Source organism: Parvibaculum sp. MBR-TMA-1.3b-4.2 (assembly GCF_053628815.1).
The window spans coordinates 3,394,354-3,413,265 of record NZ_JBRJHC010000001.1 but is presented as its reverse complement, the minus strand read 5'-3'; the positions used below and the strand labels follow the sequence as shown (position 1 = coordinate 3,413,265).

The 18,912-nt window shown below is 61.0% G+C and carries 20 protein-coding genes; 14 read left to right on the top strand and 6 right to left on the bottom strand.

Annotated elements, in window-relative coordinates:
* Positions 1-91: 91 nt before the first annotated feature.
* From ACSSVQ_RS16320 to ACSSVQ_RS16280, 9 genes are all read left to right on the top strand, one after another.
* Positions 92-463: a DUF423 domain-containing protein gene (locus tag ACSSVQ_RS16320; protein WP_454184378.1), complete on the top strand. Its 372-nt coding sequence runs from the start codon at positions 92-94 to the stop codon at positions 461-463.
* Between the two features lie 133 nt (positions 464-596).
* Positions 597-2,105, top strand: coding sequence for an FAD-dependent oxidoreductase (locus tag ACSSVQ_RS16315; RefSeq protein ID WP_454184377.1), 1,509 nt, complete (start codon positions 597-599; stop codon positions 2,103-2,105).
* 46 nt (positions 2,106-2,151) lie between these two features.
* On the top strand, positions 2,152-3,126 hold the full coding sequence (locus tag ACSSVQ_RS16310; RefSeq protein ID WP_454184376.1) for an alpha/beta fold hydrolase: 975 nt from the start codon (positions 2,152-2,154) through the stop codon (positions 3,124-3,126).
* Positions 3,127-3,212: 86 nt separating this feature from the next.
* A complete protein-coding gene (locus ACSSVQ_RS16305; RefSeq protein ID WP_454184375.1) occupies positions 3,213-3,596 on the top strand; it encodes a hypothetical protein in 384 nt (127 codons plus the stop codon).
* A 96-nt stretch (positions 3,597-3,692) separates the two neighbouring features.
* Positions 3,693-4,100, top strand: a complete 408-nt coding sequence (locus ACSSVQ_RS16300) for a nuclear transport factor 2 family protein (protein ID WP_454184374.1) — start codon at positions 3,693-3,695, stop codon at positions 4,098-4,100.
* 133 nt (positions 4,101-4,233) lie between these two features.
* Complete coding sequence (locus tag ACSSVQ_RS16295) at positions 4,234-5,589, top strand: glycosyltransferase family 4 protein (protein WP_454184373.1); 1,356 nt, start codon at positions 4,234-4,236, stop codon at positions 5,587-5,589.
* Positions 5,555-6,268 carry a class I SAM-dependent methyltransferase gene (locus ACSSVQ_RS16290; RefSeq protein WP_293324463.1) on the top strand — a complete coding sequence of 238 codons (714 nt, stop codon included), beginning with the start codon at positions 5,555-5,557 and terminating at the stop codon, positions 6,266-6,268. The genes ACSSVQ_RS16295 and ACSSVQ_RS16290 overlap by 35 nt, the downstream gene beginning before the upstream one ends.
* Positions 6,269-6,272: 4 nt before the next feature.
* Positions 6,273-7,352: a prenyltransferase gene (locus ACSSVQ_RS16285; RefSeq protein WP_454184372.1), complete on the top strand. Its 1,080-nt coding sequence runs from the start codon at positions 6,273-6,275 to the stop codon at positions 7,350-7,352.
* Positions 7,353-7,420: 68 nt separating this feature from the next.
* The gene (locus tag ACSSVQ_RS16280; RefSeq protein WP_454184371.1) at positions 7,421-7,858 is read left to right on the top strand and encodes a macro domain-containing protein; all 438 of its coding nucleotides are present in this window, start codon (positions 7,421-7,423) and stop codon (positions 7,856-7,858) included.
* A 6-nt stretch (positions 7,859-7,864) separates the two neighbouring features.
* Here ACSSVQ_RS16280 and ACSSVQ_RS16275 read toward each other — a convergent pair whose 3' ends face one another.
* Together ACSSVQ_RS16275 and ACSSVQ_RS16270 are read right to left on the bottom strand one after the other, a co-directional pair.
* Positions 7,865-8,488 carry a class I SAM-dependent methyltransferase gene (locus ACSSVQ_RS16275; protein WP_454184370.1) on the bottom strand — a complete coding sequence of 208 codons (624 nt, stop codon included), beginning with the start codon at positions 8,486-8,488 and terminating at the stop codon, positions 7,865-7,867.
* A complete protein-coding gene (locus tag ACSSVQ_RS16270; RefSeq protein WP_454184369.1) occupies positions 8,485-9,330 on the bottom strand; it encodes a fumarylacetoacetate hydrolase family protein in 846 nt (281 codons plus the stop codon). Before ACSSVQ_RS16270 ends, ACSSVQ_RS16275 begins: the two co-directional genes overlap by 4 nt.
* Positions 9,331-9,487: 157 nt before the next feature.
* Here ACSSVQ_RS16270 and ACSSVQ_RS16265 point away from each other — a divergent pair, with 157 nt between their 5' ends.
* Positions 9,488-10,087, top strand: coding sequence for a hypothetical protein (locus ACSSVQ_RS16265; protein WP_454184368.1), 600 nt, complete (start codon positions 9,488-9,490; stop codon positions 10,085-10,087).
* On the opposite strand, the gene ACSSVQ_RS16260 is transcribed toward ACSSVQ_RS16265, so the two are convergent.
* Positions 10,084-10,695, bottom strand: coding sequence for a histidine phosphatase family protein (locus tag ACSSVQ_RS16260; RefSeq protein ID WP_454184367.1), 612 nt, complete (start codon positions 10,693-10,695; stop codon positions 10,084-10,086). The genes ACSSVQ_RS16265 and ACSSVQ_RS16260 overlap by 4 nt on opposite strands.
* Positions 10,686-11,654, bottom strand: a complete 969-nt coding sequence (locus ACSSVQ_RS16255) for a magnesium transporter CorA family protein (protein WP_293324418.1) — start codon at positions 11,652-11,654, stop codon at positions 10,686-10,688. The genes ACSSVQ_RS16260 and ACSSVQ_RS16255 overlap by 10 nt, the downstream gene beginning before the upstream one ends.
* 146 nt (positions 11,655-11,800) lie before the next feature.
* Between ACSSVQ_RS16255 and ACSSVQ_RS16250 the strand changes: the two genes are divergently transcribed.
* Both ACSSVQ_RS16250 and ACSSVQ_RS16245 read left to right on the top strand, forming a co-directional pair.
* The gene (locus tag ACSSVQ_RS16250) at positions 11,801-13,276 is read left to right on the top strand and encodes a helicase HerA-like C-terminal domain-containing protein (RefSeq protein WP_454184366.1); all 1,476 of its coding nucleotides are present in this window, start codon (positions 11,801-11,803) and stop codon (positions 13,274-13,276) included.
* A gap of 247 nt (positions 13,277-13,523) precedes the next feature.
* Positions 13,524-14,888 (top strand): DEAD/DEAH box helicase, encoded by a 1,365-nt coding sequence (locus ACSSVQ_RS16245; RefSeq protein WP_454184365.1) that lies wholly within the window; start codon positions 13,524-13,526, stop codon positions 14,886-14,888.
* A 47-nt stretch (positions 14,889-14,935) separates the two neighbouring features.
* Here the strand turns inward: ACSSVQ_RS16245 and ACSSVQ_RS16240 are convergent, their stop codons facing one another.
* Positions 14,936-15,280 carry a carboxymuconolactone decarboxylase family protein gene (locus ACSSVQ_RS16240; RefSeq protein WP_454184364.1) on the bottom strand — a complete coding sequence of 115 codons (345 nt, stop codon included), beginning with the start codon at positions 15,278-15,280 and terminating at the stop codon, positions 14,936-14,938.
* A gap of 470 nt (positions 15,281-15,750) precedes the next feature.
* Here ACSSVQ_RS16240 and ACSSVQ_RS16235 point away from each other — a divergent pair, with 470 nt between their 5' ends.
* Entirely contained in the window at positions 15,751-17,202 is a 1,452-nt protein-coding gene (locus tag ACSSVQ_RS16235) for an AAA family ATPase (RefSeq protein WP_454184363.1), read from the top strand.
* A 58-nt stretch (positions 17,203-17,260) separates the two neighbouring features.
* Complete coding sequence (locus tag ACSSVQ_RS16230; protein WP_454184362.1) at positions 17,261-17,455, top strand: antitoxin Xre/MbcA/ParS toxin-binding domain-containing protein; 195 nt, start codon at positions 17,261-17,263, stop codon at positions 17,453-17,455.
* 62 nt (positions 17,456-17,517) lie between these two features.
* Here the strand turns inward: ACSSVQ_RS16230 and ACSSVQ_RS16225 are convergent, their stop codons facing one another.
* Complete coding sequence (locus ACSSVQ_RS16225) at positions 17,518-18,912, bottom strand: hypothetical protein (protein WP_454184361.1); 1,395 nt, start codon at positions 18,910-18,912, stop codon at positions 17,518-17,520.

Genomic DNA, 18,912 nt, shown 5'->3' with positions numbered 1-18,912 from the left:
GCGGTAGTGCGGGAGAGTGCTTCCCCCCCGGCACAAAGCGAATAGAATTCCGCGCATATTGAACAGCGGGACGGAACAGGAAGAGGATTCGATGCGTATCTGGCTCACCATCGCGGCCCTGAGCGGCCTCATCTCCGTGGCGCTCGGCGCCTTCGCGGCTCATGGGCTGAAGTCGCATGTCGGAGAATACGAACTCGGCGTCTTCGAAACCGGCGCGCGCTATCAGATGTATCACGCGCTGGCGCTCGTCGCGGTCGCCTGGGTAGCGAGCATGGGCGCCGGCAGCCTCGCGACAATGGCGGGAAGCGCTTTTCTGGCCGGCACGATCCTTTTCTCCGGCTCGCTGTATTTCCTCGCCCTGACGGGCAGCCGAGCGTTGGTGCTGGTCACGCCGGTCGGCGGGCTAGCCTTCATGATCGGCTGGGCCTGCCTCGCCTTTGCCGCCTGGAAAATCGGAAACTGACCGAGGGGAACCTGCCTCCCGGCCTTGCGGGGCTGGAAATGGTTGAGAGTCGTTACTATTTTATAGACCTCGGTCTATAAATAGACCAAGGTCAAGCGACTGGTCTTATCGGTATCGAAACGGGAGGTTATCGATGGAGGAGCGCATTCTGATCGTCGGTGGCGGTATCGCCGGCCTGTGGTCCGCCCTTGCACTGGCAAAAAGCGGACGCTCTGTCACGGTCATCGAGCGCGACCCGCCCGCTCCGGAAGGAGAAGATTCGGCCGACCTCGCCTTCACCGACTGGGAGCGCCGCGGCGTCGGCCATCTGCGCCACTCCCACGCCTTCCTCGCACGCCTCCACAAACATATCCGCGAATGGCACCCGGAGCTGATGCAGGACCTGCTCGCCGCGGGCTGCCGCGAGATCGGCTTTGTGGACAACCTGCCGCTTGCCTTGCGCGAGACCTATGTGCCGGCGCCGGGAGATGAGGAACTCACCATCCTGACGAGCCGCCGCACCACGCTCGAATTCGTAATGCGCCGCTATGCGCTGCGTCAGCCCGGCATCGAATTCGTCACCGACACGCTGGTGCGCGACGTGCTGACAGAGACGCGAAGCGGCAGGCTTGCCGTGACCGGCCTCGTCATCGAACGCGACGGCGAACGGCAGGAATGGCTCGCCGACACCGTCATCGATGCCGCCGGCAAGAACAGCCAGCTCATCGATACGCTGAACGAACACGGCGCCGGCATCGAAGAAAAGACCGAGCGCGCGGACATCCTCTATTTCACGCGCCATTATCGCCTGCATGAGGGCATGGGCGAACCCGAGCGCAACAAGGTGCCGAGCGCCGGCGATATGGGCTTCATGAAATACGGCGTGTTCCCCGCCGACAATGGATGCTTTTCCATCACCATCGCGGTGCCCGAAATCGAGATGGAACTGCGCAAGGCAATCATCCGCCCCGAGACGTTCGACTTCATCTGCTCGCAACTGCCTGGCGTGGCACCATGGACCGCGGAAGACCGTTCGACCCCCGTGTCGAAAGTCTATGGTATGGGCGAACTGATCAGCCGCTGGCGCAAACTTGCCGATGACGACGGTCCACGCGTGCTGAACTTCTTCCCCTTGGGCGACAGCTTCATCCGTACCAATCCGCTATACGGGCGCGGCTGCACTTTCGCCGCCATCGAAGCGGAAACATTGGTGCATGCCTTCGACCGGACGGAAAACCCGGTCGCACGTGCGACGCTCTATTTCAACAATGCGCGCGGTGCACTGCGCCCCTACTATTCGGACATGGTCAAACAGGACAAGGCCGCCATCCGGCGCGCCCGCAATGCGCTGGACCCGGATTACCGTCCGAAACTGCGCAACCGTGTCATCCGAAGCTTCGCCGAAGATGCAATCACGCCCGCACTGCGCGGCGATACCGCGCTGCTGCGCGAGTTCATGCGCGCCTTCCATATGATCGACAAGCCCAGCGAGTTCCTGCGCAATCCCGGCAATATCGCAAAGATCATGGGCGTCTGGGCGCGGGGTAAGAAACGCAACGCCCGCCACTACCCTCCAAAACTGGGGCCCGACCGGCAGGAAATGATGGCACTACTGGACCTGCCCGCTACAAGCGACTGGGAACGCTTGCGCGACGCGGCCTGAAAAAACAATCTGAACGAAACCGAACATGATCTGAGGGAGAACGGGCATGACATTTCCCAAGCCGTATTTTGTCGAGACCAACGGCATCCGCATGGCGGTGCACGAGGCAGGCCCGAAAGGCGGCATTCCCGTCCTTCTCGTACATGGCTGGCCGGAAATCGCCTATTCCTGGCGCCATCAGATGAAGGCGCTGGCCGATGCGGGCTACCGCGCCATCGCGCCCGATATGCGCGGCTATGGCAACACGGGCGGCCCGCTGGGCCAGGACGCGGTGCCGCTTTACGATATGGAGCACCTGACCGGCGACCTCACCGGCCTTCTCGACGCGCTGGGGATCGACAAGGCGATCATGGTCGGCCACGACTGGGGCGGCCTTGTCGCCTGGCAGATGCCGCTCATGCACCCCTCCCGCGTGATGGCCAATATCGGCGTCAATACGCCCTTCATTCCTCGCCTCGATACCGAGCCCATCGCCGCCATGCGCGCCGCCTATGGCGAGGACATGTACATCGTCTTCTTCCAGCAATTCGGCGAAGCGGAGAAGGTGCTCGGCAAGGACACGCACCGGTCGCTGCGCTTCTTCTATCGCCGCTCAGGCGTGACGATGGAGGAGTATATGAAACTCCCCGAAGAAATGCGTCGCCTTACCCTGCTCACCGCACTGCAGGCCCCCGAAGACACATGGACCGGCGAAGCGCTGCTGACGCCGGACGAGTTCGAGGTCTATGCAAAAGCCTTCGAGAAAACCGGTTGGGAGGGTGGCATCAACTGGTACCGCAACTTCACCCGCAACTGGGAGAGAAGCGAGAACCTGATCCAGCGCGTCGACGTACCCGGCCTGATGATTTCCGCCGCGGACGACATCGCCCTCCCGCCCGCCATGGCGGAAGGCATGGAGAAATATGTGCCCGACCTCGAAAAGCACATCATCCCCGATTGCGGCCACTGGACCCAGTCCGAAAAGCCCGAAGAGCTGAACCGGCTGATGCTGGACTGGCTGAAGCGGCGTTTTCCGGCCTGAACGGCCTTATTGGAAACTTGATTTGCCCCACGCCCCCTCCTCCGGCTTAGATAGGACCGGCGAAAGCAAGGTGCCGGGGGGCGATCGTGGATTTCGTACAAGACTGGCTGCAGGCGCCCTGGCCCCTGCAAGCCTGGACCGTTTGCATCGTGGCGTTGAATACGGCTGCGCTGGTCTTTCTGCGCGAGGAGGTGCTGACGCGCTGGATCGCCGTCGGCTGGGCGGCAACGCTGGGACTGGCCGCCTGGCTGCGGCTCCACGAGCATGTATCGCAGGGCGCCTGGGTCGCCCATGCTGCGATCTGGACGCCGTTCCTCTTTTTGCTGATCCACGCCAATCCCGAAATGCGCTTCGACCGCAGGAGCCACATCTATCTGGTGGTTTTTCTCATCGGCAATCTCGTGACGCTCGGTCTCGCCTGGCCGCATGTCTACAATTTCATGCGCGAGCGGAATTTCTGGGTGGTCTGACGCCCAGATACAGGAGGATGCCCGGTTCCGGCTGCAAGCAACGTCCAGCGCTGCTATGATCCTCCATCTTCGGTTCAAGGCAACGTGCAGAAAACAATGACGGAACGGGATCGCGCCGCGCTTCTCTTTGCCAATGACACTTTTTATCGCGCCTTCGCCGACCGCGACTACACATTGATGACCGCCATATGGACAGAGCACGAGCCCGTGACCTGCCTTCACCCCGGCTGGCCGCCCGTGGAAGGCCGCGACGCGGTTCTGCAAAGCTGGCACACCATCTTTTCCGGCCCGGCGAGCCCCGACATCAAATGCATCGCACCGCGTCCCGGCATACAGGGCGACACCGGGCTCGTGATCTGCTACGAGCAGATCGGCAAGGACTTCCTCCTGGCCACAAATATCTTCACACGGGTCAATGAGGGCTGGCTGCTGTTCCACCACCAGTCGAGCCCCGCGCCCGAGCCGGATGAGGATATTCGAGGCGCAGCGCCGCGGATCAACTGAAAGCCACTTACATTCCTGTTAGCGGGTTGTTGCAAAAGGTTGATCTGTCTATATTCCGCGCATTCGAACATCCGAACGGCCCTCGAGGCGCATCCCGAGAAGTGACTAGGAAAAAGGGTCACAGGAGAAGTTAATGTCCCAAGCCCTCGATGAGGCGCCTGCATCAGGGCCGGCAGCCCCGGCAGTTCATACGACACAGCATCCCCCTTCCCTCGCAGCGGTGAAGGGCGACCGGCCTTTGCGCATCCTGCTGCCGAGTTACCGCTCCAATCCGACAACCGGCGGCCAAGGCGTCTATATGCGCCACATCACCAAGGCGCTTCTGGACCTCGGGCACGAAGTCGATGTGATTTCCGGCCCGCCCTATCCCAATACGGACAAGCGCGCCGGCCTCATCAAGCTGCCCTCGCTTGACCTTTACGCCAATCCGCACCCGATCCTTTCCATCCGTCCATGGATGTTCGCCTCCCCTATCGACCTTTTCGAATGGTGGAGCCATGCGACCGGCGGCTTTTCCGAGCCCTACACCTTCGGCGAACGCATGGCGCGCTATGCGCGCGGCACTTGGGCCGACTACGACATCTGCCATGACAACCAGACGTTGTGCTGGGGCCTCTTGAAAATGCGCGATATGGGCCTGCCCGTGGTTGGTACGATCCACCACCCGATCACCATGGACCGCCGCATCGATGTCGGCGCCGCCAAAACGCTGAAGCTGAAGCTGCTGAAGAAGCGCTGGTATTCCTTCCTCAACATGCAGATCAAGGTGGCGCGCCAGCTCGACCCGCTTATCGTCGTGTCGGAAAGCACGCGCCGAGACGTGGTCCGCGAATTCGGCGTCGAAGCGGACAAGACGCGCCTCGTCCTGCATGGCATCGACCACATCCAGTTCCGTCCGATGCCGCATGTCAAACGGCGCGACGATTTGATCGTCACCTGCGCCAGTGCGGATGTGCCGCTCAAGGGGCTGATCTTCCTCATTCGCGCCTATGCGAAACTGTTGAAGACATATCCGGACCTGAAACTCCGTGTGATCGGCAAGCTGCGCGAGGGCAACACCTCCGACGAGCTGCGCCGGCTCGGCATCATGGACAAGGTGGAGTTCGTTTCCGGCATCACCGACGAGGAAATGACCGAACTCTACAATGAAGCGACCATGTCGGTTTCGCCCAGCGTCTATGAAGGCTTCGGCTTTCCCGCGGGCGAAGCCATGTCCTGTGGGACGCCGGTCATCACGACCAATGGCGGATCGCTCCCCGAAGTCGTCGGCGATGCGGGCCTTGTCGTGCAGCACTCCGATCCGGATGCGCTCGCCAAGGCGATTTCCACCTATCTCGACGACCCCGAACTTCGTGCCCGCTATGGCATTGCGGCCCGCGAACGCATTCTCGACCAGTTCAAATGGGAACGCGCCGCCCGCGATTGTGTTGACGTTTACAGAGAGACGATTGCCCATGCAGACCATCGACTTCAAGCTGCTCGGGCTTAGGGACGGCCAGCGTGTGCTGGACCTTGGCTGCGGGACGGGACGTCATGTCCACGCCATGTATTATTTCGCGAACTGTCATGTCGTCGGCATCGACCTCTGCTTCGACGACGTGGTAACGGCGCGCAAGGGCTTCGAGGACAATCCGGACATGGATCCGGAAACCAGGCGCGCCTTTTCGCTGAGCGTCGGCGATGCGCTGTCCCTGCCCTTCCCGGACAACAGTTTCGACAAGATCCTCTGCTCGGAAGTGCTGGAGCACATTCCCGACTACAAGCAGGCGCTGAAGGAAGTCGACCGTATCCTGAAACCGGGCGGCACCTTTGCCTGCTCCGTGCCGCGCGCCTGGCCGGAGCGCATCTGCTGGGCCTTTTCCGACGATTACCACAACGAGCCCGGCGGCCACGTTCGCATCTTCCAGGAGCGCGAACTGAAAGACGCAGTGGAAGATCGCGGCCTGTCCTTCTTCCACCGTCATTTCGCCCATGGCCTGCACTCGCCCTATTGGTGGCTGAAATGCGCGGTCGGCGTGAAGCGCGAGGACAATGCGCTCGTGAATGCCTACAAGAAGTTCCTCGAATGGGACATCATGAAGGGCCCATGGCTGACGCGAACGCTGGAAAAGATCGCCGGTCCGCTGATGGGCAAAAGCGTCGTTCTCTACTTCTCCAAGGCAAGCTGACGGCATGGTGCATCTGAAACAGGGCGATACCATTCCGGAAGGCTTCTTCGAGGGCGCGCGCAACCGCATCCTCGAACTGCAGCGCGAGAATGGCGCGATCCCCTGGTACGATGGCGGTGTGGTCGATCCATGGAACCACACCGAGGCCGCAATGGGCCTCACCGTTCTGGGGGACATCGAGAATGCCCGCCGTGCCTTCGAATATCTGAAAGAAACGCAACTCAAGGACGGCTCCTGGTGGGGCGAACTGGGCGCCGCCGTGCCCTTCGACGAAGACACGCAAGCCTATACCGGCGAAGGCGCCGGCATGCCGGTCCGCGACACCAATTTCGCCGCCTATATAGCCACCGGTGCCTGGCACCATTATCTCGTGACGGGCGACCGCGTCTGGCTGGCGGAAATCTGGCCGCATGTGGAAGCGGCGATGAATTTCGTCATCGATCATCAGAGCGCGCATGGCGACATTCGCTGGGCCGCCGCCGATCCGCATACGCCGGAAGACGACAGCCTCATCACGGGCTGTTCGTCCATCTACAAAAGTTTTGAATGCGCCGCGCATATCGCCCGCGCCCTGGGCCATCCCTCCCGCGACTGGATGGCCGCACGCCGGAAACTCGGCGAAGCGCTGCGTGATAAGCCCCATCGCTTCGACCGAACATGGGAACCGAAAGACCGCTATTCGATGGACTGGTATTACCCAGTTCTCGCCGGCGTGCTGACGGGCGAGGCCGCGCGCAAACGTATTGCCTGGAAATGGGACCTTTTCGTCGCCGAAGGCAAAGGCTGCCGCTGCGTCCTGGAAGAGCCCTGGGTGACGGTCGCCGAATCCGCCGAACTCACCATGGCCCTGCTCGCCGCCGGACAGCGCAAGGAAGCCGAGGCCCTCCTGTCATGGCAGCATCAATGGCGCGACGAGGAAGGCGCTTACTGGATGGGCTACCAGTTCCGCGACGAAGTGGCATGGCCCGCCGAAAAACCGGCATGGACGGCGGCAGCCGTCATCCTCGCCGCCGACGCTGTGACAGGCACGACCGCAGCCTCGCATCTCTTCGGCGAGCGCGTGCTGGCGGAAGCCGCAGAATAGGCCATCCGGGATTGCTTCCTTACCATTCGCCTGACACGCTTTGCAGGCAGCGGAAGAAAGGCGGCACCATGCTCAAGATCGTCAAGACGGACATCTTCTCATCCGACGCACAGACGCTCGTCAATGCAGTAAACTGCGTCGGTGTGATGGGTGGCGGGCTCGCCGCGCTCTTCAAGGAGCGCTTCCCGGAGATGTATGTCGACTATGTCGCGGCCTGCGAGACGGGCGAGCTCAAGCCCGGCCACCCGCATCTCTGGAAGGGCGAGGAGAAATGGGTTCTCAACTTCCCCACCATGGACACACTGGCCGAAGGCGCGCAGCTCGGCTGGATCGAACAAGGGCTCATCGCCTTCGCCGACAACTATCGCGAATGGGGGGTCGAGAGCGTCTCGTTTCCCAAGCTCGGCTGCGGCATCGGCGGGCTCGACTGGGAAGAGGTTTATCCGCTCATGGTCCGGCGCATCGGCAATCTGCCGATCCCGGTCTACGCACATGACTATCCCTGACGCACCTCAGCCCAGCCGCCGCAGCACGCGCAGACTCCCCACCGCCCTCTCCTCTTCGAAGAGCCCCGATGCGATCGCCAGCTTGTAGATCTCGTAGGGCGGTCGCCCGCCATCTTCCGGATTCGGAAAGACATCGTGAATGCAGAGAATGCCACCCGGCATGACGCGCGGCGCCCAAAGGCGGTAATCGGTCAATGCGGGCTCCATGCCGTGCCCGCCATCGATGAAGACCATGGCAAGCGGCGTCGCCCAGCCCTTCGACACCACGGCAGAAGGTGCCACCAGCGGCACCACGGTATCTTCCAGCTCCGCCGAGCGGATCGTCTGCCGGAAGAGCGGAAATGTGTTGAGACGGCCCGTCTCCGCATCGTAGAGCGCCTCGTCATGATGCTCCCAGCCGCGCTGGTTTTCTTCCGAGCCGTAATGATGGTCGAGCGCGAACAGCACCGCGTCATTGGCCTGCGCCGCAATGCCGATATAGACGGTGGACTTGCCGCAATAGGAGCCAATCTCCAGCACCGGCCCGAGCTTCGAGGCTTCCAGTGCCGCCTCGTGCAGCGCCCAGCCTTCATCCTCGGGCATGAAGCCCTTCACCGCCTCGACGTCGATGGGAAGTGCGAGCCTTGTCATTTGTCCACCGTGAATCTGTTGGCGATTTCGCCGAGCCCGTCGATTGCGACACGCACCGTCTGCCCGTCGCGTACCCAGCCGGGCGGGCTCATACCTGCGGCGACGCCATGCGGCGTGCCCGTGGAAATCACATCGCCCGGATAAAGCGTCATGAATTCGCTGAGATAGGAAACAATGAAGGCGGCGGAAAAAATCATGTTCGACGTGTGCCCATCCTGCCGAAGCTCGTCATCCACCCATGTCCGGACACGCAGCGCCTGCGGGTTGGCAATCTCGTCCGCCGTGACCAGCCAAGGCCCAAGCGGCGCGAAACCATCGCTGCTCTTGCCCTTGGTGAACTGCCCGCCCCGCTCGTTCTGGAACGCGCGCTCCGACACATCGTTCATGATGGTGTAGCCCGCAACATAAGAGAGCGCATCCGCCTCGCTCACATATTTCGTCGTGCTGCCGATCACCATCGCCAGCTCGCCTTCATAGTCGAGCTTGGTGGTACTGCGCGGCGCACAAACCTCATCATGAGGACCGGTGAGCGCGCTCGTCGCCTTCATGAAGAGAAGCGGCTCCGGCGGCACGTCGGATTTCATCTCGGCGGCGTGATCCGCGTAATTCTTGCCGATGCAGAGGATTTTGCCCGTCCCGGCCACGCAGGTGCCGAGCCGGGCCCCGTCAGCCACGAGCGGCAGGGAGGCAGGGTCCAGCCCGCGAAGGCGGTCGAGATTTTCCGGCGACAACGCCTCGCCTGCAAGCTCGCTCACATGGCTGGAAAGATCACGCAGATGACCTTCGCCATCGAGAAGGCCGGGACTTTCCGCCCCCTTGTCGCCAAACCGCACAAGCCGCATGCGCCCGCTCCTTCCGTCTCTCGACAATATCATCCTGAAATACCGGTCGTTTTCACTCGCACGGGGCGCATCGGGCCGCAAGCGCTTTATCGCGGGAAACCGGGTCAACGATTGCGCAAGGATTTATCCCCAGAATGCCCTGACCTCAGGAGGCATGATGGGCGAGTGGGCAGAAGATAAACCGGGTGACGAAAAGGAATACCGGGAGATCAAGGCAGCGGTCGAAGAGACCAAGCGCGGCCGCTGGTTCCTGCGCGAATTTTCCCGCCGCAACCGCGCCGCCGACACCGACCGCATGATCGAAGCCGTGGAAAAACTTTACCGGACCGCACGCGAGACGGCGGTTTCCGCCCGTTTCGGCTTCATCTATCACGACCTGCACGAATTGAAGCACTCGATCGACCGGGCGCGGACCGACCTTGCCGAAACCAACCGGGACGACACCGCCATCGACGCGGCAAAACGGGCCGCCGATGTGCTCGAAGCGGCCAAGCGCACCGAAGCCGACATTCAAGGCGCGGCCGAACGCATCCAGCAGATCGCTGACGAACTGCGCGCCCAAGGCGTCGAAACGGATACCTGCGACGAGCTCGCAAGCCACGCTGCGGGCATCTATATGGCCGCCTCGTTCCAGGATTTCACGTCAAGCCGGCTGTCCACCGTCATCGAGGCAATGGAGATGATGGAAGAACATGTGAGCCGCATCCTCGCCCGCTTTGAAGAAGAAGCGGCCCGCATGGGCCCAGAGCTTCACTAAGCGACTTCCGAGTTGATGCAACCGACCGACCAGAGCTTCTTTCCATCCCTGATCTGCAGGCCCAGCCGCGTAAGCGACAAGGGCGCCACGCTGACACGCCAGGCCTGATCTGCCTCCAGCTCCAGCGCATAGGCAACCGCGATACGGATGATGCTCTGATGCGCAACCGCGACAATCGCCTTGCCCGCGTAATGCTCGCTCAGCCGGTCGATCGCATCGGCAACCCGTTCCCCCAGATCGTAGAAACTCTCCCCGCCCGGCGGCACGATCTCATGCGGCTGCGACCAGTCGAGCGTCCGGTTTTCCGCAAAGACATCGGCGAAACTCCGCCCCTGCCACTTGCCGAAATCCTGCTCGGTGAAATCGCCGACCGCGATGGGCGGCTTGCCGTTGGTGAGCGCCAGCGCCGTCGTCACAGCGCGCGACAATGGCGAGGAAACCCACACCGCATGATCGGGGAAAACCTTTTGCAACCGGGCTGCACGCTCCGGCGGCACGGGCTGCGGCGCGACATCGAGCTGGCCGTAATACCGCTTCTCCGCGCCTTGCGCAGGCATGTGGCAGAGCCAGTACCATTCCGTACGTTCGCCCGCCTCGCTCACAGCCATCCCTTCCGCTTGAAGAAAACATAGGTGAAGACAGCCGAAGCCACCATCAGCCCCAGCGCGAAAGGATAGCCGAACAGCCAGTCGAGTTCGGGCATGTCCTTGAAGTTCATGCCGTAGATGCTCGCAATCAGCGTCGGCGGAAGGAACACGACCGCCGCCACCGAGAAAATCTTGATGATCCCGTTTTGCTCCGAGTTGATGAGCCCCAGCGTCGCATCGAGCAGGAAGTTGAGATTGTTCGACAGGAAACTTGCCTGGTCGCTAAGCGAAGAAATGTCACGCGACACCGTCTTGAAAGCACGGCCTGTTTGTTTTTGCAGTTTGCTTTCCACCGGCCGCAGCATAAAGGTCACGACACGCGCCAAGCTTACCAGGCTGTCCCGCGCGAGTACCGTCACCGTCTGATTACGGCCAACACGGCGCAACACCCCATCATAATCCGGCCTCGAAATACGGTCGCGATGGAATATCTGTCCGGAAATTTCGTCCGTCTCGCTGTTCACCTTCTCCAGAATATCTGCCACTCGCGCTACGATGGCATCGAAGAGTGCCGCCATCACATCTTCCCCGCAGGTACAGGTAAGCGTATAGCGGTGCAGATTGGCGATGAAATTCCGGAAGGGTTGCGGGTCCGCATAGCGCAGTGTGACGAGCAAGTTCTGCGTCACGACAAAAGTCACCGGATCGTTTTGCGGCTTCAGCGTGTCAGCCGCCGTCAGCGTGACCACCGTGAGATAGGAAGCCCCCTCCGTCTGGTAAAGGCGGCTGGAGGGTTCAATCTCCCTCATGATCTCCTTTTTGGGCATGGCAAGGCCCAGCGCGTTGTCGATGAAATGTCTTTCCTGCTCGGTCGGATCAAGCATATCGATCCAGATCGTGTCCGCAGGCAGCACCCCGTTTGCCTCCGTTTGGGGCACGGGCGCCAGACCGCCATTGGCGCGGACATAACAGGTGATCATAGGAATCCCCCCGGGACGATATTCTGGGTGCCGGGATGATGCCTGCAAACATGGCCCGCCACAATGCGCAAGGACGGCGATTATGAGGCTTGTAGCCGCTACGCCCCGAACCTAATCTTTCCCGGTCGTAATGAGAGAGGCGATCAATGGACAAGCCCGGCAGTATCTTCATCGGCGCGGGCGAACGGCCGCAAGAACTCCTCCTGAAATACGCCAATCGCCACGGGCTCATCGCCGGCGCCACAGGCACCGGCAAAACGGTGAGCCTACAGATCATGGCCGAAGCCTTTTCCCGCGCAGGCGTGCCGGTTTTCCTCGCCGATGTGAAGGGCGACCTCGCCGGACTTTCCCAGGCAGGAACACCCAACCCGAAAATTGACGAACGGGTGGCAAAGCTGGGGCTCGAAGGCTACAAGCCGGGCCCCTCCCCCGTCATCTTCTGGGATCTTTTTGGCGAAAAGGGCCATCCGATCCGGACCACCATATCCGACATGGGCCCCTTGATGCTTTCCCGCCTGCTCGACCTCTCCGATGCGCAGGAAGGCATACTCTCTATCGTCTTTCAGATCGCAGACGATCAGGGCCTTCTGATTCTCGATCTGAAAGACCTTCAGGCGCTGCTCACTTTTGCCGCTGAAAATGCAAAGGACATCGGTGCCCAATACGGCAATGTCTCTTCCGCCTCCGTCGGCGCCATCCAGCGCAAGCTGCTCACATTGAAACAGCAGGGCGGCGAGATGTTTTTCGGCGAACCCGCGCTGGAACTTGCCGACCTCATGCGCGCCACATGGGACGGGCGCGGCACGATCAACGTGCTCGCCGCCGACAGGCTGATGGAAACGCCCCAGCTCTATTCGACCTTCCTGCTCTGGCTCCTGTCGGAACTCTTCGAGGAACTGCCGGAAGTCGGCGATCCGGAAAAGCCGAAACTCGTCTTCTTCTTCGACGAAGCACATCTCCTTTTCGACGACACACCCAAGGCGCTGATCGACCGCATCGAAACGGTTGTCCGTCTCATCCGCTCCAAGGGCGTCGGCATCTACTTCGTCACGCAGAATCCGATCGACGTGCCGGAAAGTGTGTTGGGCCAGCTCGGCAATCGTGTGCAACATGCACTTCGCGCCTACACCCCGCGCGAACAGAAAGCCGTAAAGGCGGCGGCAGAAACCTTCCGTGAGAACCCGGCTTTCGAGGTCACGGAAGCGATCACACAACTCGGCGTGGGCGAAGCTCTCGTCTCTCTGCTGGAAGCTAAAGGCGTGCCCGGCATGGTGGATCGTACGCTCATTCGCCCGCCCGCCTCGCGTATGGGGACCGTGAGCGATGAGGAGCGCCGGGCAACCATCGCCGCGAGCCCGGTCGATTCGCGCTACAACGACAGTCTCGACCGCGAGTCCGCCTATGAAATCCTGACGCGCAGGGCGGAGAATGCCACTCAGGAAGCCGAACGGGCAAAAGCCGTTGCCGAACGGGAACGCGAGAGAAAACGCGCCGCACCCCGACGCTCCAACCGCCAATCGACAACGGAAGCCTTCACCAAAAGCGTCGTGCGCACCATCGGAACGCAGATCGGTCGCGCACTCATTCGCGGCATTCTGGGCTCGATCACAAAGGGCAGATAACTGCCGCTTTCGTCCGTCTTCCGCGAATTCGTTTGACTTTGCCCCGGCGAACCCCCATTTATCGCATGTCGAACCCATGTAGCGCGCTCTGCGGCCTATAAAGGGACCTTCCCTGCCGCCTGACCCCGGTTCGACATCCCTCCCGAATTCCATGCGCGTTGGAACGCGGCACGCAACCCGCGTCACACAACCGTTCCGCATCAAGGCGGACCGGCGTCATACGCCTGCATGAAAGAAAAAGATTTTAATGACTGAAAAGACCTTCGCGGAACTCGGCCTTGCCGAACCGCTGACCCGCGCTCTCGAAGCGCAGGGCTATACCCACCCGACCCCCATTCAGGCCGGCACCATCCCCGCCCTTCTCGAAGGCCGCGACGTGTTGGGCCTTGCCCAGACCGGCACCGGCAAGACGGCGGCCTTCGCGCTGCCGATCCTTCACCTTCTGAGCGAGCAGGCCAAGGGCCGCGCAAAGCCGCACCATCCGCGCGCGCTCATTCTTGCGCCGACGCGCGAACTCGCCATCCAGATCGACGAGAGCCTCACCGCCTATGGCGCCAATATGAAGCTCACCCATACCGTTATCTTTGGCGGCGTGAAGCAGAACGCCCAGGTGCGCAAGCTGAAGAGCGGCGTCGACATCATCGTCGCAACGCCCGGCCGTTTCGTCGACCTCATGCAGCAGGGATTCATCCGCCTGCATGAAACCGGCATCCTCGTACTCGACGAAGCCGACCGCATGCTGGATATGGGCTTCATCCACGATGTGAAGAAAATCGTGAATGCCCTGCCGAAGAAGCGCCATTCGCTCCTCTTTTCCGCCACCATGCCCAAGCAGATCGAAAAGCTCGGCGCGGAAGTCCTGCACAACCCGCTTCGTGTGGAAGTCACACCGAAGACGGTTGCGGTGGACCGCATCGACCAGCATGTGCTGCATGTGGACGGGAAGCGCAAGCGCGACCTGCTGCTTCGTCTTCTGGACGACGCCGACATGGAACGCGTCATCGTCTTTACCCGGACGAAGCACGGCGCGAACCGCGTCGCCCAGATCCTGGACAAGGCCGGCGTCAAATCGGATGCCATTCACGGCAACAAATCCCAGTCTGCCCGCCAGGCATCGCTCGGACGCTTTCGCGACGGCAAATCGCGCGTCCTTGTGGCGACCGACATCGCCGCGCGCGGCATCGATATCGACGACATCACCCATGTCGTGAATTACGAGTTGCCGAATGAACCGGAAAACTATGTCCACCGCATCGGCCGCACCGCACGCGCAGGGAGAAGCGGCGTTGCGATTTCCTTCTGCGACGGTTCGGAGCGCAGCTATCTCAAAAGCATCGAGAAGCTGACCCGTAAACCGCTCGGAGTGATGGACCCCGTGCCCTATCTCGGCCAGTCGGCCGCGGAAATGCCCGAAGAGACCGCGCCGAAGCCGCAAGGCCAGCGTCCGCCTCGCCGTGGCAACAATAACGGCAAGAGCGCAAACAAGAGCAATGGCAAGGGCGGCCCGCAGAAACGCGGCGGCCACCGCCCCGACGGCCCCGCAACCCGCGGTGCCAACCGCCCCGGCTCCCGCGCCCGCAAGAGGCAAAGGACAACGGCAGCGGCAAGCTGACCCCCGAATACGAAACGGCGCCGGATGACCCCGGCGCCGTTTTCATATCAGGAGTTCTGGAGCTGATCCCAAGCCTGCATTGCCTCGATGCCGTAAACAGTGGCAGGTCCGCCACCCATGAGCTGCGTGACGCCGATCACCTCGATCAACTCCTCGCGCGTCGCCCCCGCCTCGATCACGGCGCGGACGTGATGCGCGATGCACCCGTCGCAACGGACGGAAATGGCGATGGCAAGCGCGATCAGCTCTTTGACCTTTACCGACAAGGCTCCATCGGTGCCGACGGTCGCGCCCATGAGCGCCCCGAAAGCCTGCATCGCGGCCGGCTCCTCCTCGCCAAGCTTCGCCATCCCCGCTTGAAGCTCCTGCCCGACTTCCACGAAATTCTTCATCTGACGCCTCGTTTTCCCGATTGGAAGGTTCCAGCAACGGAAAAAGCATAGCGTCAGCCGCAAGGGCTGGATGTGAGATGGATGTCCCCTTAAGCAAAAGATGACCATGCACAAAAGCATAAGATGCTCGAAAAGGCCTCGTTGAACCCTCGTTACCGCCCTTAGGAACCCAAAGAAACAACCAATAGATGAGCTAAAAGACGAAACTTCATCATAAGCTGCTGCAGAAAACGAATTTCATAGGTCATTTCTCAAAATGAATTAGTAAATGCTTGAAAATCAAAAACTTTTTCTTGTTATTATGCTGTAAGTTATTGTTCTTGCGAATATATTTTCACTGAATCGCTCCAAATGCAGTTGACGAACAAAACACGAACACTCAGCATCTCCACCCAGACACCGCTGCGAATGAACCCGCTCATAGAGATGCCTTGCTCTAGGCACCTCTTCGCCCGGTTGGAGACAGACCAATGATCCGAAGTGTTCGTGAAGAGACCCCGGCGTATCTGAAGATCTGGCAGTGCTACGGCCCTTCCGGACGCCCTGGCGAACTGCTTAGCCGAGTGCATCCCCTGGTTTTCCGGGTGGTCCGCGGGCTCCCGGATCTCAAATGGCACGACAAATCCTGGGACACGCTCTCAGATCTACTCATGCGTCGTGAACTCGACGATCTCAGGAGGTCTGCAATCGCCTTGAAGTTGGCCTTGATGGTGATGCCCACCCCCTCCCCTAATCACATACTCAAGTTCAACACGGCGATGACCCTGGTGTTCATCGCCGCCCGGCTGGGCGATCCGCTCGCAAAACTGCAATTGATCGGCGGACTTCGGCTGATCAACAACGGCTGGTCCGGGGGGACAACTGCCAGAGAACGCAAAGAAGCGAGCATCGCAGCATTGGAGTGGCAGGATCGGTCATCCGATCCCATTTGGTCGGCTTCGTCGCTGGCCGAGGCGGTTCAACTCATGAACGCCGATCATTCCGACCTACTCGGAACGAGACAGTGGGAGTCGCCCGATGGCTTCGGCGTCAACAACAACAGGCCAACTCTTCGGATACTGACCGAGATAGGAGACGCGGACAGTGTCCAGGGAAAGGAGCTGACGAAGCGCTACGCTACCCTGCGTGAACCACTTTCACTGGCCGGAAGCCGGCTTTCGCCCTCCCAACTGGAGGAAGCTCTACTCGCCGAGTTTCCCTGGTTTGAGGATTTAATCTCCCAGATTGCAGACACGATCGAATTGAGGCGCACCGCTGGAAAACCGTGGTTCCGTATCCCGCCGCTCCTGGTCGTTGGTCCGCCCGGATGCGGCAAATCAAGGTTTGCCCGTCGCCTGGGTGAGATCAGTGGTACCGGACATGCCTCGATCACTGTGGCGGGTTCCTCCGACAACAGGATGCTCGCGGGAACCGCGAGAGGGTGGCACAGCACGCAACCCTGCTTCCCGGTCATCGCCATGCGGAAGGCAAATACCGCCAATCCGATCGTCGTCGTCGACGAAATTGAGAAGGCCTGTCCCAGTCAGAATGGAGATGCTCAGGCAACGCTCCTTAACTTCCTCGAACCGGAGACAGCGTCGCGATATTTCGATGAGTGCCTTCTAACGAGCGTCAACGTCGGAGAAGTGAGCTGGATATCGCTGGCAAACAGCATCGAGGGGATCAAGCCGCCTCTAATGAATCGTGTCAGCCTTCACTTTGTGGGCGGTCCCCAAGAAGAACACTACCCGACCGTCATCCGATGCCTTCAAAGAGACATCGCCTTGGAGCTCGGCATTGACCCGGCGATCCTGCCCACGCGCAATGAGGAAGTTGAAGCCCTACTTCACACTGCTTTTATGAATGGCGCGTCGGTCAGGCGCCTCCGGGCTGGTCTGTTTGCATGGATCAGATCAGAAGGCATCAACCGCCAGCTCCACTAGGAGTTCCGAGACGTTTCACACACACCATCAGAGCGGCTTTCGAGGAGGGCAAGAGACAATGGAACCGACAGACGCAGAGATGCTTGTGTTTGCGACCAAGGTGTTCGGCTCGGAAGAAGATGCTCAAGCCTGGATGGAGCGCCCGGCGATTGGCCTCAACCAGCGACGACCGATTGATCTCATGGAGACTGCCGAAGGAAGGGAAGCAGTGGCGACCTATCTCGTCCGGATCTACTTCGGTGTTTACACTTGAAGCTCGCGTTCAGGCAGCTTCGCGTGTCCACAGTCGAATTGCTAACCGTTGTTACGACATATTCATCCACTCGCCCCTAAAGAGCGAGCATCCAACCCCATCGTGAACCCAGGATTGAGATCTGCAAAGTCATTCGGATGCCGAGAGACCAACCGCTGGTCGAGACTAAGAAGATCGATATCGATCAACTGATTCACTGGTCCGCCATGCAGCAACCTCAATAACTCCGACAACGCCAGTGCCGCCGCGATTGAGCCCACGAAAGGGGCACCCACAGCTTTCCCGGCAAGCTGCGTCATGCCGCAGCGATCGAGCACACCATCGGCAAGAAGTCTCGTATAGGCCGGACGGTCCTCGACTTTTTCGCCCTGTCGCACCTCTTTCCAGATGTCGGCGGCAGGGCGGCGTCCGGGAAGGACGTGAAGTCTCATGGTTCGGAAATCGCGATGCCCGCGTCCCAGGCCAGCTTCGACAATAAAATCGAATCCGACCCGATCCAGGGCGCGCCGGCCGACACCATTGTCGAGCCCGCAGAGGGCGGCCGCCGGTTCATCCGCCTGCCGCTTAAAATCCGCGGCGAACGGACGCTCCTGTATAGAAGTAGCAAAGCCGCGCCGCTCAGCCCAGGCCGCCATCATTCGTGTCTTCTTCTTGCCAACGATAGTGGAGTCGCTCAGGATCGACGTGCTCTCCGTAGAGTCGGTAATAACGTCGATGTCCTGCAGGATGAGAGCCACATCGGCGGGATCCCGGTAGGGGAGCAGCCCGAGCCCCCACAGATAAGCTTGGCCCAAGTGGCCGAGACCGATCAACCAAAGTCGGGATGGCAGATAGGTCAAAGCCGGCTCGGTTTCATCCGACAACAACCAGTCGACCTCCGACTCAGGACGCCATAACGAAAGCCCCACAGCCCGCCACCCGGCTGCGGGCATCCCGCCATTTACAAACAGGAACGCCTCGTTGACGGCCAGTCCCGCCGCAAGCATCCCGCTTAGCGGCATGGCGCTTCCACCCTCAGCCTCAAGCTCCGAATGCACCGGCAGGATACCACCGCGCCAGCCCGCCGTGACGGTGCGCACGCAGAAGCCACCACGCCGCTCACGCGCACCACCGCCGATCACAATCGTCGGCGCATCGATGACCGTCTCGCCGACCGCCCCGCCCAGCGCCTGAACTGCCTCGGCCAACGTACGCCCGAGCGGCATTGCTAGCTTCAGCGGCGTCTTAAGCGGCCCGGCGACTGTGACGCCGCCGAGGAATACGCGCCGGCCGAGGGCGACCGTCGTCAACAGCGCGGCCTGCTGCGCGGGATCGGCGGCGGCGGCGCCATCGATCTCCACCGTCAACCGGTAACCTCGAAAAAGCGCTTCCGCCTCGGCGACGCTCGTAGCCACTCCGCTGTCGATGGCGTGCTTGACAAGGCGATGAAGGGAGTCCGGCGAAATCTGCCCGGTCAT

What these genes read in the sequence shown, in the direction of transcription:
- ACSSVQ_RS16320 (WP_454184378.1), top strand. Translation starts at nt 92, where the DNA reads ATGCGTATCTGGCTCACCATCGCGGCCCTGAGCGGCCTCATCTCCGTG.
- ACSSVQ_RS16315 (WP_454184377.1), top strand. Translation starts at nt 597, where the DNA reads ATGGAGGAGCGCATTCTGATCGTCGGTGGCGGTATCGCCGGCCTGTGG.
- ACSSVQ_RS16310 (WP_454184376.1), top strand. Translation starts at nt 2,152, where the DNA reads ATGACATTTCCCAAGCCGTATTTTGTCGAGACCAACGGCATCCGCATG.
- ACSSVQ_RS16300 (WP_454184374.1), top strand. Translation starts at nt 3,693, where the DNA reads ATGACGGAACGGGATCGCGCCGCGCTTCTCTTTGCCAATGACACTTTT.
- ACSSVQ_RS16295 (WP_454184373.1), top strand. Translation starts at nt 4,234, where the DNA reads ATGTCCCAAGCCCTCGATGAGGCGCCTGCATCAGGGCCGGCAGCCCCG.
- ACSSVQ_RS16290 (WP_293324463.1), top strand. Translation starts at nt 5,555, where the DNA reads ATGCAGACCATCGACTTCAAGCTGCTCGGGCTTAGGGACGGCCAGCGT.
- ACSSVQ_RS16285 (WP_454184372.1), top strand. Translation starts at nt 6,273, where the DNA reads ATGGTGCATCTGAAACAGGGCGATACCATTCCGGAAGGCTTCTTCGAG.
- ACSSVQ_RS16280 (WP_454184371.1), top strand. Translation starts at nt 7,421, where the DNA reads ATGCTCAAGATCGTCAAGACGGACATCTTCTCATCCGACGCACAGACG.
- ACSSVQ_RS16275 (WP_454184370.1), bottom strand. Translation starts at nt 8,488, where the DNA reads ATGACAAGGCTCGCACTTCCCATCGACGTCGAGGCGGTGAAGGGCTTC.
- ACSSVQ_RS16270 (WP_454184369.1), bottom strand. Translation starts at nt 9,330, where the DNA reads ATGCGGCTTGTGCGGTTTGGCGACAAGGGGGCGGAAAGTCCCGGCCTT.
- ACSSVQ_RS16265 (WP_454184368.1), top strand. Translation starts at nt 9,488, where the DNA reads ATGGGCGAGTGGGCAGAAGATAAACCGGGTGACGAAAAGGAATACCGG.
- ACSSVQ_RS16260 (WP_454184367.1), bottom strand. Translation starts at nt 10,695, where the DNA reads ATGGCTGTGAGCGAGGCGGGCGAACGTACGGAATGGTACTGGCTCTGC.
- ACSSVQ_RS16255 (WP_293324418.1), bottom strand. Translation starts at nt 11,654, where the DNA reads ATGATCACCTGTTATGTCCGCGCCAATGGCGGTCTGGCGCCCGTGCCC.
- ACSSVQ_RS16250 (WP_454184366.1), top strand. Translation starts at nt 11,801, where the DNA reads ATGGACAAGCCCGGCAGTATCTTCATCGGCGCGGGCGAACGGCCGCAA.
- ACSSVQ_RS16245 (WP_454184365.1), top strand. Translation starts at nt 13,524, where the DNA reads ATGACTGAAAAGACCTTCGCGGAACTCGGCCTTGCCGAACCGCTGACC.
- ACSSVQ_RS16240 (WP_454184364.1), bottom strand. Translation starts at nt 15,280, where the DNA reads ATGAAGAATTTCGTGGAAGTCGGGCAGGAGCTTCAAGCGGGGATGGCG.
- ACSSVQ_RS16235 (WP_454184363.1), top strand. Translation starts at nt 15,751, where the DNA reads ATGATCCGAAGTGTTCGTGAAGAGACCCCGGCGTATCTGAAGATCTGG.
- ACSSVQ_RS16230 (WP_454184362.1), top strand. Translation starts at nt 17,261, where the DNA reads ATGGAACCGACAGACGCAGAGATGCTTGTGTTTGCGACCAAGGTGTTC.
- ACSSVQ_RS16225 (WP_454184361.1), bottom strand. Translation starts at nt 18,912, where the DNA reads ATGACCGGGCAGATTTCGCCGGACTCCCTTCATCGCCTTGTCAAGCAC.